The organism is Micromonospora sp. H33 (assembly GCF_052068455.1).
Classification (GTDB): domain Bacteria; phylum Actinomycetota; class Actinomycetes; order Mycobacteriales; family Micromonosporaceae; genus Micromonospora.
On record NZ_JBQHDE010000015.1, the window covers coordinates 1 to 14,655 of the forward strand.

14 protein-coding genes, 1 tRNA gene and 1 pseudogene are annotated in these 14,655 nt (G+C 73.1%); 9 read left to right on the forward strand and 7 right to left on the reverse strand.

What is annotated here, in order from left to right; translation table 11 throughout:
* Positions 1-276 precede the first annotated feature (276 nt).
* Both ACTMS0_RS24960 and ACTMS0_RS24965 read left to right on the forward strand, forming a co-directional pair.
* On the forward strand, positions 277-969 hold the full coding sequence (locus ACTMS0_RS24960; RefSeq protein WP_441157819.1) for a winged helix-turn-helix domain-containing protein: 693 nt from the start codon (positions 277-279) through the stop codon (positions 967-969).
* 285 nt (positions 970-1,254) lie between these two features.
* A tRNA-Arg gene (locus ACTMS0_RS24965) sits at positions 1,255-1,329 on the forward strand.
* 83 nt (positions 1,330-1,412) lie between these two features.
* On the opposite strand, the gene ACTMS0_RS24970 is transcribed toward ACTMS0_RS24965, so the two are convergent.
* Together ACTMS0_RS24970 and ACTMS0_RS24975 are read right to left on the reverse strand one after the other, a co-directional pair.
* Complete coding sequence (locus tag ACTMS0_RS24970; RefSeq protein WP_441157694.1) at positions 1,413-2,372, reverse strand: DNA polymerase domain-containing protein; 960 nt, start codon at positions 2,370-2,372, stop codon at positions 1,413-1,415.
* Positions 2,373-2,567: 195 nt separating this feature from the next.
* Positions 2,568-4,031, reverse strand: a complete 1,464-nt coding sequence (locus ACTMS0_RS24975) for an MFS transporter (protein ID WP_441157695.1) — start codon at positions 4,029-4,031, stop codon at positions 2,568-2,570.
* A gap of 81 nt (positions 4,032-4,112) precedes the next feature.
* Between ACTMS0_RS24975 and ACTMS0_RS24980 the strand changes: the two genes are divergently transcribed.
* From ACTMS0_RS24980 to ACTMS0_RS24990, 3 genes are read left to right on the forward strand one after another with little or no spacing between them, the layout of a single operon-like run.
* Positions 4,113-4,553: a winged helix-turn-helix transcriptional regulator gene (locus tag ACTMS0_RS24980; protein ID WP_441157696.1), complete on the forward strand. Its 441-nt coding sequence runs from the start codon at positions 4,113-4,115 to the stop codon at positions 4,551-4,553.
* Between the two features lie 59 nt (positions 4,554-4,612).
* On the forward strand, positions 4,613-5,161 hold the full coding sequence (locus tag ACTMS0_RS24985) for a TetR/AcrR family transcriptional regulator (protein WP_441157697.1): 549 nt from the start codon (positions 4,613-4,615) through the stop codon (positions 5,159-5,161).
* Between the two features lie 32 nt (positions 5,162-5,193).
* Positions 5,194-7,401: an MMPL family transporter gene (locus ACTMS0_RS24990; protein WP_441157698.1), complete on the forward strand. Its 2,208-nt coding sequence runs from the start codon at positions 5,194-5,196 to the stop codon at positions 7,399-7,401.
* Positions 7,402-7,448: 47 nt separating this feature from the next.
* Here the strand turns inward: ACTMS0_RS24990 and ACTMS0_RS24995 are convergent, their stop codons facing one another.
* The gene (locus tag ACTMS0_RS24995; RefSeq protein ID WP_441157699.1) at positions 7,449-8,705 is read right to left on the reverse strand and encodes an erythromycin esterase family protein; all 1,257 of its coding nucleotides are present in this window, start codon (positions 8,703-8,705) and stop codon (positions 7,449-7,451) included.
* Between the two features lie 70 nt (positions 8,706-8,775).
* Here ACTMS0_RS24995 and ACTMS0_RS25000 point away from each other — a divergent pair, with 70 nt between their 5' ends.
* Positions 8,776-8,967 carry a DUF2795 domain-containing protein gene (locus tag ACTMS0_RS25000; RefSeq protein WP_441157700.1) on the forward strand — a complete coding sequence of 64 codons (192 nt, stop codon included), beginning with the start codon at positions 8,776-8,778 and terminating at the stop codon, positions 8,965-8,967.
* A gap of 9 nt (positions 8,968-8,976) precedes the next feature.
* Here ACTMS0_RS25000 and ACTMS0_RS25005 read toward each other — a convergent pair.
* Together ACTMS0_RS25005 and ACTMS0_RS25010 are read right to left on the reverse strand one after the other, a co-directional pair.
* Positions 8,977-9,396 (reverse strand): annotated as a pseudogene (locus tag ACTMS0_RS25005) (rRNA adenine N-6-methyltransferase family protein); the annotation flags it as partial.
* Positions 9,397-9,493: 97 nt separating this feature from the next.
* The gene (locus ACTMS0_RS25010) at positions 9,494-10,399 is read right to left on the reverse strand and encodes a Gfo/Idh/MocA family protein (RefSeq protein WP_441157701.1); all 906 of its coding nucleotides are present in this window, start codon (positions 10,397-10,399) and stop codon (positions 9,494-9,496) included.
* A 147-nt stretch (positions 10,400-10,546) separates the two neighbouring features.
* Between ACTMS0_RS25010 and ACTMS0_RS25015 the strand changes: the two genes are divergently transcribed.
* Complete coding sequence (locus ACTMS0_RS25015; RefSeq protein ID WP_441157702.1) at positions 10,547-10,942, forward strand: hypothetical protein; 396 nt, start codon at positions 10,547-10,549, stop codon at positions 10,940-10,942.
* Entirely contained in the window at positions 10,935-11,354 is a 420-nt protein-coding gene (locus tag ACTMS0_RS25020; RefSeq protein ID WP_441157703.1) for a hypothetical protein, read from the forward strand. The genes ACTMS0_RS25015 and ACTMS0_RS25020 overlap by 8 nt, the downstream gene beginning before the upstream one ends.
* A 128-nt stretch (positions 11,355-11,482) precedes the next feature.
* On the opposite strand, the gene fabG is transcribed toward ACTMS0_RS25020, so the two are convergent.
* Together fabG and ACTMS0_RS25030 are read right to left on the reverse strand one after the other, a co-directional pair.
* On the reverse strand, positions 11,483-12,241 hold the full coding sequence (gene fabG / locus ACTMS0_RS25025) for a 3-oxoacyl-ACP reductase FabG (RefSeq protein ID WP_441157704.1): 759 nt from the start codon (positions 12,239-12,241) through the stop codon (positions 11,483-11,485).
* Between the two features lie 82 nt (positions 12,242-12,323).
* Positions 12,324-13,976 carry an alpha-amylase family protein gene (locus tag ACTMS0_RS25030; RefSeq protein ID WP_441157705.1) on the reverse strand — a complete coding sequence of 551 codons (1,653 nt, stop codon included), beginning with the start codon at positions 13,974-13,976 and terminating at the stop codon, positions 12,324-12,326.
* Between the two features lie 62 nt (positions 13,977-14,038).
* Between ACTMS0_RS25030 and ACTMS0_RS25035 the strand changes: the two genes are divergently transcribed.
* Positions 14,039-14,626 carry a DUF1349 domain-containing protein gene (locus ACTMS0_RS25035; protein WP_441157706.1) on the forward strand — a complete coding sequence of 196 codons (588 nt, stop codon included), beginning with the start codon at positions 14,039-14,041 and terminating at the stop codon, positions 14,624-14,626.
* The last annotated feature ends 29 nt before the right edge of the window (positions 14,627-14,655 follow it).

Sequence of the window (14,655 nt, forward strand, 5' to 3'; positions counted from 1 at the left end):
TGACCGGCGCAGGGATCAAGCCTGACCGCCCGGAGCCGGGCACGGCGGGCCACACCCCCAACCGCAACCACACGACAAGCCGCCACCACGCCAACCCGCCGCACCGCCGCTCCCCAAGCTCCAGCGAAGCGTGAGCCGCCCCCAGCCGCCCGGCCTGCGCTTTCCGAGCAACTTGTCCGCTTCGGGTGCTGTGCGCAGTCCGACCGAATCCGTCACTAAGAGAAGTTTCTCCACACATATCGTGACCAGTTGCGATTCGGGCTCGTTGCGCAGGACGTGGGGGTTGCACTGAGAGACGCGCGGCGTTCCGTCACCAGTTGGTGCCGGCGCCACACCATCGGCGGTGACGGGGCGGTGGCGGCCGTCCGTCGCGGACAGCGGCAGGGCGAGCCGGGAACGCTCAGCCGCGAACAGGAACTCGAACTGATCGACACGCTGCGGGGCAGCTACCCCGACGCGTTCGGCCTGGACGAGGAGCTCTGGACGCGACAGAGCCTGCACACCCTCATCCAGCGCCGGTTCGAGCTGCCGCTGGACGCGGGGGCGGTCGGGGCGTACCTGCGGGCCTGGGGGTTGGGTCCGCGGGAGCCTCGCGAGCGTGCCTGCGGGCTCTGCGTGGGCGCGGTCGAGCGGTGGGTACGCACCGAGTACCCGGCCATCACCCGCGCCGCCCAGGAGCACCTCGCCGAGGTGTACTGGATCGGGCGGATCCGGCTGCGCGGCACCATGCCGGCCGCGGACGTGATCTCCGCCGTCTCGTCCCGTGGCCGCGTCCGCTTCATGATCACCACGCCGTCGGTGGACCCGCCGCTGCCCCGGGACTTCGTGCTCCGGCTGAGCGGCGAGGAGCAGCGCACCGTGCACCTGATCGTGGACGGGTCCTGGCCCCGCAACGAGTGGCCCCGCCGCCTGCCCCGCCGGATCGTGCTGCACCCGCTGCCGAGCTGCGGCCGGGCCGTCGCCGCCTGAGCCCACCCCGCGAGTGCGCGGCGGTCGTCCTTGCTCTGCTTCAACCGGCGCACCGATATCCGCCTGGCACCGTTGCGTGGATTGCAGCAGAGCAAAGCGGACGTGTGATGTGACCGCCCGCACTCCCGAGACGGTTGATCAAGAGGTTCTGGCACCGGAAAGCGCTTCCCCCGGACCGGAACCTCTTGATCAACGCGAGGGGAGGGAGGGACGCGACGACACGGAGTCCCCGGATACCGATTCGGCGATCGTGGGAGGTGTTTGCTAGTCTTCTCCAGTCGCTGAGCCCCCGTAGCTCAGGGGATAGAGCACCGCCCTCCGGAGGCGGGGGCGCAGGTTCGAATCCTGCCGGGGGCACCAGAGAGACCGAGAAGCCCGGGCCACCGCCCGGGTTTTTCCATGTCCGGGGACCGTGGGGTGACCGGGGAGGCTGTCCGCGTACCTCAGCCGGCGGCGCGGCGGGCACGGGCCCGGCGCTTCCCCTCGTGCATGGCCTGGACGCGGGCGACGGGGATCGTGTGGCCCTCGGCGACCAGGTCGTCCGGGAGCTTCTGCGGCGCGGGCATCGCGTCCGCCCACGGGTCACGGGCGGCGAGCAGCGCGGGCGCGGTCCGGATGGTGAAGTCGGCCGGCGTGACCGACGGCAGGTCGTCCCAGGAGACCGGGAACGAGACCGGCACCCCGGGTCGCAGCCGGGGGCTGTACGCGGCGACGACCGTCGCGCCGCCTGCCCGGGTGGAGTCGATGAAGACCTTCCCGCCCCGGTCCTCCCGGATGAAGGCGGTCGTCGCGAGGTCCGGGTCGAGGCGGGCGGCGCGGGCGGCGAGCGCCCGGGTGGCGGCGGCCATGTCCTCCGCCGTGGCGTCGCCGGCGACCGGAACGAACACGTGCACTCCCTTCGCCCCGCTGGTCTTCACGGCGCCCGCGAGACCCGTGTCGGCGAGCGCCCGACGAACCAGCAGGGCGGCGGCCACCGCCACGTCGAACGGCGCGCCCTCCGGCGGGTCGAGGTCGAGCACGAGGTGGGTCGGGCGGTGCAGGTCGGCGATCGTGGCGAGGGTCGGGTGGTACTCGACGGCTCGCTGGTTGGCGAACCAGAGCAGGGTGCGCCGATCGTCGCAGAGGGCGTACGAGACCTCCCGGTGCGAGGCCTCGGCCCACACGCCGGTGCGACGGACCCAGTCCGGTGTGTACTTCGGCAGGTTCTTCTGCATGAACGGCGGTTGGCCGGGGCGCACCCGGACCACCGACAGCGGCCGGTCCCGCAGGTGGGGCACGATCCGCTCGCTCACCGCGTCGAGGTAGTCGACCAGGTCCCGCTTGGTCGCTCCGGCGCCGTCGAACAGCGGCTGGCCCAGGTTGGTCAGCGTGACCCCGTCCCGCGTCTCCTCGGCCCCGCCCATCCGATCACCCTGCCCGCCGCCGCGCCGGTGGTCAACCGGACACGGCGAAGGGGTCCCGCCGGCCCGGACGGCGGCGAGCAGCTCGGTGGTGCAGCGCCCGGAGCGCGACCCGCGCGGTGGGCGGGGGTGGAGGTCATCCGCCAGAGCGCCAATCCCTCGTTCGTGGTCCCCGCCGCCGGTCGGCCTCCGCGCCCGTCACGCCGCCGGGCAGCCGGCGGGCTCCGCGGAGGTACCGACGACGGCCGGGACGGGCACCGGCCGCCGCCGGCCCAGCGCGACCACGGCGACCAGCAGAGCGGCGGTGACCAGGGCGGCGGCCACGGCGAAGGCGGCCCGGTAGCCGGCGGCGAGGGCGTCGGTGGCGGCCAAGCCGGCCTCGCGGACGGCATCGGTGCGGCTCGCGGCCAGGGTGGCGAGCACGGCCAGCCCGAGCGCGCCGCCGACCTGCTGGGTCGTGTTGACCAGTCCGGACGCCAGACCCGCGTCGGCCGGGTCGGCGCCCGCCATCGCCAGCGTGGTGACGGCCGGCAGGACCAGGCCACCGGCGACCCCGAACACCAGCACCGCCGGCAGCACGTCGACCGGGTAGCTGCCGTCGGCCGGGAGCCGGGCGAGGAGCAGGAAACCGACCACGGCGACGCCGAGCCCGGCGAGCAGCACCGGCCGGGCACCGTACCGGGCGGCCAGCCGGCCGGCGAGGCCGAGGGAGACCACCGCGATCGCCAGCGGGGTGGGCAGGAAGGCCAGCCCGGCGGCGGTCGCGTCGAGGCCGAGCACCAGTTGGAGCGCCAGCGCGAGGAGGAACTGGAACCCGAAGAAGGCGGCGACCGCGAGGAACTGCACGATGTTGGCGGCCACCAGGTCCGGGGTGCGCAGCACCCGGAGCGGCAGCAGCGGGGTCGCGGCGACCCGCTGCCGCCGGACGAACGCGGCGAGCAGCGCGGCGGCGAGCAGGGCGGTGCCGACCGTGCGTACGGAGGCCCAGCCGTGGTCGCCGACGCCGACGATGGCCAGCACGGCGACCATCAGCCCGGACGTCGCCAGCGCCGCACCCGGGACGTCCAGGCCGGCGCGCAGGCCGGCGCCCCGGTCGGGGACGACCACGCGGACGGCGGCGAGCAGCACCGCCAGCCCGATGGGCACGTTGACCAGGAAGATGGCCGGCCAGCCGGCGATGCCGGTGAGCACCCCGCCGGCCAGCATCCCGAGCGACGCCCCGGCCGCCCCGGTGAAGCTGAAGACGGCGATGGCCCGGGCCCGGCCGGCGGGCTCGGGGTAGAGCCGGACGATCATGCCGAGGCTGACCGCCGTGGCCGACGCCCCACCAGCGCCCTGGAGGAAGCGGGCGGAGACCAGGACGGCCGGCGAGGTCGCCACGGCGCACAGCAGCGACGCGACGGTGAACAGGGCGACGCCGGCCAGGAACACCCGCCGGCGGCCGAGCAGGTCACCGAGGCGCCCGGCGAGCAGGAGCAGGCCGCCGAAGGCGACGAGGTACGCGTTGACCACCCAGGCCAGCCCGGCGGCGGAGAAGCCGAGGTCCCGCTGGATCGCCGGGAGTGCCACGGCGACGACGCTGCCGTCGAGAATGACCATGAGGCTGGCGGCGCACAACACCAGCAGCGCCAGCCGGCGGGACGGTGCGGTACGGGTCGGCATGGGAGAGCCCCTCCTAAGTGCATGATTTGTTACCGAGAACATCCTCTGTGACCATGAGGCGGAGCGTAAGGAGGCACTTTCATGTCCCAGGGGAACAGCGATGTGCCCATGACCGGCTGCGACGGCACGGTCGGCCCCTTCGCGCCCGGTCAGGCGAAGGCGTGCACCGTCCGGGAGGTGCTCGACCGCGTGGGCGGCAAGTGGAGCATCGGCATCCTGGTGGCCGCCTCCCGGGGCCCGGTCCGGTTCACCGAGCTGGAACGGTGCATCGAGGGCATCAGCCGCCGCATGCTCACGCTGACCCTGCGCAACCTGGAACGGGACGGCCTGCTGCGGCGGACGGTGTATCCCACCGTCCCACCGAAGGTCGAGTACGCCGCCACCCCGATCGCCCTGGAGCTCTACGAGTCGCTGGTCGCCCTGACCGAGTGGGCCGACCGGCACCGGGGCGCGATCGCCTCCGCGCGGGCCGTGTACGACCGACAGCATGGCCGTGTGGCGAACGCCACCGAATCCGTCTGACCGATCGGTCAGCACCTGACCGATCGGTCAGGCATGCTGGTCGAGGAGGTGGGACCGGCATGGCACGGGTGGTACCGGAGACGCGGGACGAGATCCTCGCGGCAGCGGCGCGGCGCTTCGCGGCGACCGGCTACCGGGGCACGTCGTTGCAGGACATCGCGCGCGACGTGGGCTGCTCCAAGGCGGCGGTGCTCTATCACTTCGCCAACAAGGAGGCCATTCTCACCGCGCTGATGGCTCCGGCGATCGCGGTCCTCCAGGCGCTGGACGACCGCATCGTCGCCGCCGGCGGGCCGGCCGACGCGCAGCGGGTCGCGGCGGAGGGCTTCGTCGACCTGGCGGTCCGGTTCCGGCGGGAGATCGCGCTGCTGCGCGGCGAGTTCCCGGAACTGCTCCAGCAACCCGCCTTCGCGCACATCCAGGCCATCTCCGAACGGCTCATCGACGCGTTCGCCGGGCGCCCCGACCGCCCGTCCGCCCGGATCGCCGCGCTGGTGGTGCTCGCCGGCATCGCCGAGACATGCGGGGAGTTCGTCGACGTACCCGACGAGGAGCTTCGGCCGGCGCTGCTGGCGCTGGTCCGGCGGGCGCTCGAGCCCGTCGACTGACCCATCCATCCACGACGGAGGACACCGAACCCATGGCGACCCTGCTCTACCGGCTCGGCCGGGGCTCGATGCGCCGGCGGCGACTCGTCGCCGCGATCTGGCTCGTCGTACTCGTCGGACTCGGCCTCGCCGCCGCGACCCTGCGCGGCCCGACGTCGAGCAACTTCACGATGCCCGGCACCGAGTCGCAGCGTGCCCAGGACCTGCTCGCCGAGCAGTTCCCGGCGGCCAGCGGCGCGACCGGCACCATCGCCGTCAAGGCGCCGGCGCCCGGCCAGCTCGGCACACCGGAGGGCCAGGCGGTCGTCAAGGAGCTCACCCACCAGGCCGCGACGCTGCCCGGCGTGGTCGGCGCCGTGGATCCCTTCACGGTCCAGTCCCTCTCCCCCGACGGCCGGTACGCGCTGGTCCAGGTCCAGTTCGCCGAGGGCGCCGACAAGGTGACCGACGCGCAGCGGGAGGCGTACGAGAAGGTCGGCGCGGCGGCCGAGGCCCAGGGCTGGCAGGTGGCCCCCGGCGGCGAGGTGCTCAACACCGAGCCGGAGATCGGCTCGACCGAGGCCATCGGCGTGGCAATCGCGGCGATCGTCCTGGTGATCACGTTCGGGTCGCTGGTGGCGGCGGGGATGACGATGCTGAACGCGCTGATCGGCGTGGGCGTCGGCATGGCCGGCCTGTACGCGCTCAGCGACGTCGTGGAGCTCACCAGCACCGCGCCGATCCTCGCTCTGATGCTCGGCCTGGCGGTCGGCATCGACTACTCGCTCTTCATCACCTCCCGCTACCGGCAGAACCTGCTCGACGGGCTGCCGCGGGACGAGGCGGTCGGCCGGGCGGTCGGCACCGCCGGCTCGGCCGTGCTCTTCGCCGGCGCCACCGTGGTGATCGCGCTCGCCGGCCTGGCGGTGGTGAACATCCCGTTCCTGACGGTCATGGGTCTGGCCGCCGCCGGCACGGTCACCGTCGCCGTGCTCGTCGCTCTCACGCTCCAGCCGGCGCTGCTCGGCTTCGCCGGCCGGCGGGTGCTCCCCCGCAAGCTCCGCACCGCCACCGAGGAGGCCGACGCGGACACCACTACCGAGGAAGCCGACGCGGACACCACCACCGAAGACCGCTCCGCCTTCGGGTTCCGGTGGGCGCGCCTGGTGACCCGGTTCCGGCTGCCGGTGATCCTGGTCGGCCTGGTCGGGCTCGGCGCGCTCGCGCTGCCCACCCCCGACATGCGGCTGGCCCTCCCGGACCCCGGCACCGCGCCGGCCGGGTCGCCGGCCCGGGTCTCCAACGACCTGATCAGCGAGGGCTTCGGGCCGGGCTTCACCGGCCGGCTGGCGGTCGTGGTCGCCGGCGACGACCAGCAGGCCACGGCGGCGGCCGTACCGCAGGTCACCGCGCTGGTCCAGCGCACCGAGAACGTGCTCGCGGTGACACCGCCGCAGTTCAGCCCGGACGGCCGGACCGCGCTGCTCGGTGTGGTCCCGAAGACCGGGCCCACCGACCCGGCCACCGAGACCCTGGTGGACGACATCCGGGGCGCGGTCGGCGGCATCCAGGACGCCGACGTGCTGCTGACCGGTGTGACGGCGATCGGCATCGACGTCTCCGAGAAGCTCTCCGACGCGCTGCCGGTCTACCTGCTGCTCGTGGTCGGGCTGTCGGTGCTGCTGCTGATGCTGGTGTTCCGCTCGCTGCTGGTGCCGGTCAAGGCCGCGCTGGGCTTCCTGCTCACCGTCGCCGCGACGTTCGGGCTCACCGTGGCCGTGTTCCAGCAGGGGCGCCTCGCCGACATGGTCGGCCTGGACACGCCCGGCCCGCTGATCAGCTTCCTGCCGATCCTGCTCATCGGCATCCTGTTCGGCCTGGCCATGGACTACGAGGTCTTCCTGGTCTCCCGGATGCGGGAGGACTTCGTCCACGGCGACACGGCCCGACAGGCCACCATCAACGGCATGGGGCACGGCGCCCGGGTGGTCACCGCCGCCGCGCTCATCATGATCTCGGTCTTCGGCGGCTTCGTCTTCATGGACGACCCGGTCATCAAGTCGATGGGCTTCGCGCTCGCGGTCGGTGTCGCCATCGACGCGTTCGTGGTCCGGATGACGATCGTGCCGGCGGTCATGTCGCTGCTCGGCGACAAGGCCTGGTGGCTCCCGCGCTGGCTCGACCGGGCCCTACCCAACGTCGACGTCGAGGGCGAGGGCCTGCGTACGCACCTGCGGGAGAAGGAGAGCGCCCACGCCTGAGCAAAAGGAAGGGTCCCCGGCGTCATACCGGGGACCCTTCCCGACACTCAGACGCCCGCCGGGTAGGTCTCCATCTCGCCGGGGGTGGTCAGCGCGGGGAGCGGGTGCAGGGCGGTCGTCTCGTCGCACCAGATGAACGCGTCGTAGCGCTCCCCCAGCCGGGTCGGCACGTAGTTGCCCCACGACTCGAACGACGGGTCGTACACCACCCCGATCGCCCGGTGGTCGAGGGCGTCCGTGACCCAGCCCGGCTGGTCGTCCCCACCGAACACCAGCACCGCCCGCTCGGGCATCAGCTCGTGCAGCCGCCGCTCGACCGAACCCTCCCGGGCCGGCGGCACGATCATCGCCTCCGCCGGCGAGCCCCAGCGCGGCGCGGCGATCACCGTACCCCGGTCGCAGCCGAACCCGACCAGCACGACCGCGTCGCGGCCGTGCCGCTCGCGGCCCAACTGGCCGATGTTGAGCATGCCGTCGGCGGCCATGTCGGTCGCCCGCGCGTCGCCGACGTGGGTGTTGTGCGCCCAGACGATCCCCCGCGACCCGGGACCGTAGTGGTCCAGCAGCCGGTCGAGGGTGTCCGCCATGTGGATGTCCCGGACGTTCCACGACTCCGGCCCGCCCGCGACCATCGCCCGGTAGTACCGCTCCGCGCCCGCCACGACCTCCGCGTTCTGCCAGGTTGAGAAGGCGTCCGAGCCGTCCGCCGCGGCGTGTTCCCGGGTACGCGCCAGCAGCCGCACCACCTCGTCCTCACACCGTGCCGAGACGAACCGGCTGGCCATGCCGTACTCCTCGACCCGCTTGCCGTACGGCTCGAAGCAGCGGTACGCGTCCTGCGCGGCCTCCAGCGACGCCGGGTCCTCCTCACCGAGGTAGTCGAAGATCGCCTGCATCGACTCCCACAGGCTGTAGACGTCCAGGCCGTGGAAGCCGGCCCGGGCCGACTCCGGCCGCTCCACGTTCCACGCGCGCAGCCAGCGGCAGAAGCGCGCCACCTCGGCGTTCGCCCACATCCACGTAGGCCACCGCTCGAACTCCTCGAGGGCGACCTGCGGCTCGGTGGCGCCGCCCGGGGCGGCGCTGACCGACCGGTTCACGCGGTCGCAGTCCGGCCAGTCCCCCTCGACCGCCACGAACGAGAAGCCGCACTCGGCGATCAGGCGTCGGGTGAGCTGCTCCCGGAGCCGGTAGTAGTCGTACGTGCCGTGCGTCGCCTCCCCGATCATCACGATCCGGGCGTCCCGGACACGTTCCAGCAACGGGTCGAAGTCGCTCGGCGCACCGAGCCGCTGAACCAGCATGGCGGGCGGCTACCCGGCGCGTCGGCGGGCAAACCGGTGTGTCGACGCGCGGAGCGGGTAGGCGCCGGCCATGACCGTCACCGGAGTGCAGTTGCAGGAGTACCTGGCCGGGCTCGACTACCCGATTTCCCGCGCCGACCTGGTCCGGTGGGGCCAGGAGAACGGGGTGAGCACGGAGATGCTCCAGATGTTGCGGGCGCTGCCGGCGGAGGAGTTCGGCTCTCCGGCCGAGCTGGCGGAGTCGTTGAACACGCTCGCGTAGTCCTCGGCCTCAGCAGGGCAGCAGCCGGAACGGCACCAGCCACTGTTCCGGCCAGACGTGTCCGGCCGGTGTGGCCGCATCGAGCCGGGTCGCCCGCAGCGCCGCGGCCAGCCGGGCCCGCGGGTACCGCCGGGCCAGCGAGGCCACGAGCGACCCGCCGGCGCCGTCGAAGCCCAGCTCCACCATCCGCCGGTACGCCGGCAGCTCCGCCCGGGGCAGCAGTGCCTCCGGCCGCCGCTCGACGCGCAGGATCCCGGCGTCGACGCGGGGCACCGGGCGGAACGCCGTCCGGGGCACCCGACCGGCGAGCCGCCAGCCGAACTCCGGCCACGTCGACACGGTGAGCCGGGTCCACCGCCCGTAGTCACCGCTGCGCCGCCGGGCGTACTCCAGCTGGGTGAACAGGGTCGCGGCGCGCAGACCCGGTGATCAAGAGGTTTTGGGTACGACACGCCGATGGGACCGCCACAAACCTCTTGATCAACCCTTGTCGGGCGGGTCGGCGGGGGGGCTCGGTGGGGGCTGGTCAGGCGGGGACGTCGATTGTGCGGGAGTCGCGGCGGGCGATCTCGGCCGCCTCGAGGACGGCGACCACGTCCCGCCCGAAGCGCACGTCGCAGCGGTGGTCGCGGGTGCCCGAGTCGACCTCCTCCAGCAGTTGGTCGATCGCCGTCCCGTACGCGTCGGCCACGGTGCCCTTGCCGAGCGGCGCGGTCTCGATGCCGCTGACACCGTAGAAGCGGAGGTCGCGCGTGACCGCCCCGCCCGGCGCGTCCAAAGTGAGCGAGACGCTGCTGGTGGCACCGCCATCGTGGGTGAGCAGCAGGTGCACGAGACCGCTCGGGCCGTCCATCGCGGCCACCCGGGTCACCCGGCCCAGCACCGGCAGGATGATCGACAACGCGTGCGGGCCGACGTCCCAGAGGGCGCCATGCTGCCGCCGCCAGGCGGAGCCCTCGTACGGGTTGCCGGGCTGGTAGATCGAGGCGAAGAAGGTGGCGTTGCAGTGCTGCCAGCCCTCGTCGGCGGCGGTGGCGGCGAGGAAGGCGGTGACGTTCGGGTGGTACCGCTGGGTGAAGAAGATCAGGGAGGCGACGCCGGAGGACTGCGCCGCGGTGACCACTCGGTCGGCGTCGGCCAGGCTCAGCGCGAGCGGTTTGTCCAGCAGCAGGTGCCGACCGGCGGTGGCCGCGCGGACGGCGATGTCCGCCTGCACGTCGGGCGGGAGGGCGACCGCGACGGCGTCGCACGCCTCGATCAGCGCGTCGACGTCGTCGAACGCGGGCACGCCGTACCGCTGCGCGACTGTGGCGGCCTTCGCCGGGTCCCGCCCCCAGACGCCGGCGAGGGTGGTCCGGGGATGTGCCCGCAGCCCCGCGCCGTGCGTCTCCGCCGCCCAGTGTCCGGTGCCGAACAAGCCGAACCGCACCACAGGAACCCCCGCCCGTCGTCACGCCACGGCTGCCCCGCGGCCCCTCGATCACGCTAGTCGCCGATCCGGCCCCGCGCCCGTACGACACCGCTACTACGCGGATTAGTAGAGTGTGGCGGTGACCGAACCGCGCCCCCGGTGGGCCCGATGACCAGCGCCGCACCGGCCGGATCGCCGGTGGACGGGCTGCTCGCCGTCGCCGCCATCGTGCTGTCCCTGCTCGTCGCGGTGTGGGCCCTGGTGGCCACGCTGCGGCACCGTGCTCCCGACCGGGTGCAGTTCGCCGGCCTGGCCGCGCTGGAGGCAGTCCTGCTGGTGATGGCCGTGGTCGCGCTGGTCGCCCTCGCCGGGGGCGAGCGGCCGGGCGAGCCGGGTGCCTTCGCGGGCTACCTGGTGACGCTGGTCTGCCTGCCACCGCTGGCCTGGGTGCTGGCCCGGATGGAGCCGACCCGGTGGGGTTCGGCGATCGTCTGCGCGGTCTGCCTCGTCACGCCGGTGGTGGTGGTCCGGCTCCAGCAGACCTGGGCGATGCTCGGTGGCTGAGGCGCCGGCCGCGGAGCGGACCCGGACCAACGCCGGCCCGGGCCGGCTGCTGATCGCCGTCTACCTGTTGTTCGCGATCGCCGCGACCAGCCGCGCCGGCCTCCAGATCGCCACGAAGTTCGACGAGGCACCGGTCGCGTACCTGCTCTCCGCGCTCGCCGCGGTCATCTACATCGTGGCGGCGGTGGGCCTGGCCCGCGCGGGCACCGCCGGCCGGCGGATCGCGCTGGCCTGCTGCACCGTCGAACTGGCCGGTGTGGTCGGTGTCGGCGCGTTCAGCCTGGCCCGGCCGGAGCTGTTCCCCGACGAGACCGTCTGGTCCGGCTTCGGCAGCGGGTACGGCTACATCCCGCTGGTCCTGCCGGTGCTCGGCCTGCTCTGGCTCTGGCACACCCGCCGCACCCCGTCCTGACCCGCCCCCGCCGCGCCCCGCCCTGACCCGCCCCGCACTTTCACCGAAAGAGTGGCCTTGGCGGCCGGAATGGCCACTCTTTCGGTGAAAGAGGGGCCATTCCGGGGGGCGGGCGTCGGCGCGGCCGGTCAGTCCTTCGGGCCGCCCGCGACGTAGATGACCTGACCGGACACGAAGGACGCGCCCTCGCTGGCCAGGAACGAGATGGTGTGCGCCACGTCCTCCGGACGGCCCACCCGGCGGACCGGGATCTCCGCCTCGGCGTGCTTCTGCAGCGCCTCGAAGTCGACCTTCATGCGGGCGGCGGTGGCCGCGGTCATGTCGGTGACGATGAAGCCGGGGGCGACCGCGTTGACCGTCACCCCGAACGGGCCCAGCTCGATGGCGAGGGTCTTGGTGAAGCCCTGGAGGCCGGCCTTGGCGGCCGAGTAGTTCGCCTGGCCGCGGTTGCCGAGCGCCGAGGTGCTGGAGAGGTTGACGATCCGGCCCCACTTCCGCTCGACCATGTGCTTCTGGACGGCCTGGCTGAACAGGAACGCGCCCCGCAGGTGCACGCCCATCACCGTGTCCCAGTCGGCGTCGGTCATCTTGAACAGCAGGTTGTCCCGGAGCACGCCGGCGTTGTTGACCAGCACGGTGGGCGCGCCCAGCTCGGCGGCGACCCGCTCGACGGCCGCCTCCACCTGCGCGCGGTCGGCCACGTCCGCGCCGACACCGAGCGCCCGGCCACCGGCGGCGGCGATCGCGTCGACGGTCTCCTTGGTCGCCGACTCCTCGATGTCCACCACGGCCACCGCCAGCCCGTCGGCGGCCAGGCGCTTGGCGGTGGCCGCCCCGATGCCCCGCGCCGCGCCGGTCACGATGGCGACCCGCTGCTCCTCCGACATGCCTACCTCCCGGTAACTTCGCTGGAATGAGCGCCACCCTAACCCACGCCGGGGCCGGCCGAACCCGGCCGAGGCGGGGGTGTCAGAACGCGCGGCCCCGGCACAGGCGGATCCAGCGGTAGCCGTAGCCGGCCAGCTTGAGCCGGTCGAGCTTGCCGACCGGCTCGTAGCTGCGGTCGCCGAGCACGTCGATCGGCAGGTCGGCCTCCGCCTCCAGGTGGCTCAGGTCGACCTCCGCGTCCTCGGTGCCGAGGTTGTGCAGGAAGACCATGGTGCCGGTCGGCCCGTCGGCCCGGTGTGCCAGTACCCCGGGCGGGGTCGGCACGTCGATGTGGGTGGTCGAGCCGGAGCCGATCTCGGGCGCCTCGCGGAGCGTACGGATCATGCGCTCGAACCACGCCAGCAGCGAGGTGCGGTCGGCACGCTGGGCGGTGACGTTGACCTTCTCGTAGGAGAACTCACCCTTGTCGATCACGGGCCGGACGAGCTTCTCCGGGTCCGCGGTGGAGAAGCCGGCGTTCGGCTGGTACGACCACTGCATCGGCGTACGGATGGCGTGCCGGCCGGGCAGGGACAGGTCCTCACCCATGCCGATCTCCTCGCCGTACCGCAGCACGGGCGTGCCGCGCAGCGAGAACTGGAGCGAGTACGCCAGTTCGAGGCGGCGCCGGTCGTTGCCGAGCATCGGGGCGAGCCGGCGACGGATGCCCCGGTCGTAGATCCGCATGTCCTCGTCGGGGCCGAACTGCGCGTACACCTCGTCGCGCTGCTCGGCGGTGAGCCGGGACAGGTCGATCTCGTCGTGGTTGCGCAGGAAGGTCGCCCACTGCCCGCCCTCCGGCAGCGCCGGGGTGTCGCGCAGCGCCTCGATCACCGACTCCGGGTCCTGCCGGGCCAGGGCGAGCATGAGGCGCCCGTTCAGCATGAAGTCGAAGAGCATGTGCAGCCGGTTCGCCGACCCGCCGCTGTCGCCGAAGAACGTGGGCAACTGGTCCGGCTCGACGTTCGCCTCGGCGAGCAGGACGGCGTCGCCCCGGCGCCACTGCACGTGCTGGCGCAGTTCGGTCAGGAACTCGAAGTCCTTCGGTGAGTTCGCGTTGCCCGGCTCGGTCAGCTCGATGATGAACGGCACCGCGTCCATCCGGAAACCGGAGACGCCGAGCTGGAGCCAGAAGGACATGATCTTCTTGACCTCGGCCCGCACGGCCGGGTTGGCCATGTTCAGGTCCGGCTGGAACCTGTAGAACCGGTGGTAGTACCAGGCCTTCGCGGTCCGGTCGTAGGTCCACGTCTCGTGCTGTTCCCCGGGGAACACCATCCCCTGGTGGCGATCGTCCGGCTCGTGGTCGGACCACACGTACCAGTCCCGGTACGGCGAGTCCGGCGAGGAGCGGGCGGACACGAACCACGGGTGCTGGTCGGAGGTGTGGTTGACGACCAGGTCGATGATGACCCGGATGCCCCGGTTCTGCGCCTGGTGCAGCAGCTCGGCGAAGTCGCCGAGGGTGCCGAAGCGCGGGTCCACGTTGTAGAAGTCGGTGGCGTCGTACCCGTCGTCCTTGTTGGGCGAGGGGTGGATCGGGTGCAGCCACAGGCAGGTCACACCCAGCCGGGCCAGGTAGTCGAGCCGGCCGATCAGTCCCCGGATGTCGCCGACGCCGTCGCCGTCGGAATCCGCGTACGTGTCGATGTCGAGGCAGTAGACGACGGCCTCGGAGTACCAGCGGTCACCCATGCCTCTGGTATGTCTCCGACGGCGCGGCCCGGCAAACGCGAGACGGCGGTACCGTGCCCGGAATGAGCATCCAGCACGTCGACTGGTCCAGCGGCACGTGGCTGCACCCGCCCGTGTCGGTGGTGCCCGGCCCCGGGGGCGACCTGGTGGTGGAGCCCGCCGAGGGCAGCGACCTGTGGCGGCACACGTCGTACGGCTTCGTGCACGACGACGCCCCGGCCCTGCTCGCGCCGTTCCCCGTTGGCAGCGCCGCCGAGGTGGCCTTCCACCTCGACTACGGTGAGCAGTTCGACCAGGCCGGGGTGCTGGTCCGTGTGGACGAGCGCACCTGGGTCAAGGCGGGCGTCGAGGTCAGCGACGGCCAGCCTCAGCTCGGTGCGGTGGTCACGCGGGGGGTCTCCGACTGGTCGGTGGCGCCGGTGCCGGAGTGGACCGGCCGGGAGGTCACCGTCCGGGTCAGCCGGGCCGGGGACGCGCTGACCGTCCGGGCCCGCGCCGGAGCGGAGCCGTGGCGGCTGGTCCGGCTCGCGCCGCTGCCGCCGGAGGCGGTGGCAACCGCCGGGCCGTACTGCTGCTCCCCCACCCGCGGCGGATTGCGGGTGCGGTTCACCGACTGGCGGCGGGGGCCGGCCGACGCGGCGCTGCACTGAGGCGCGCGACACGCCCGGGTGTAAGCGGC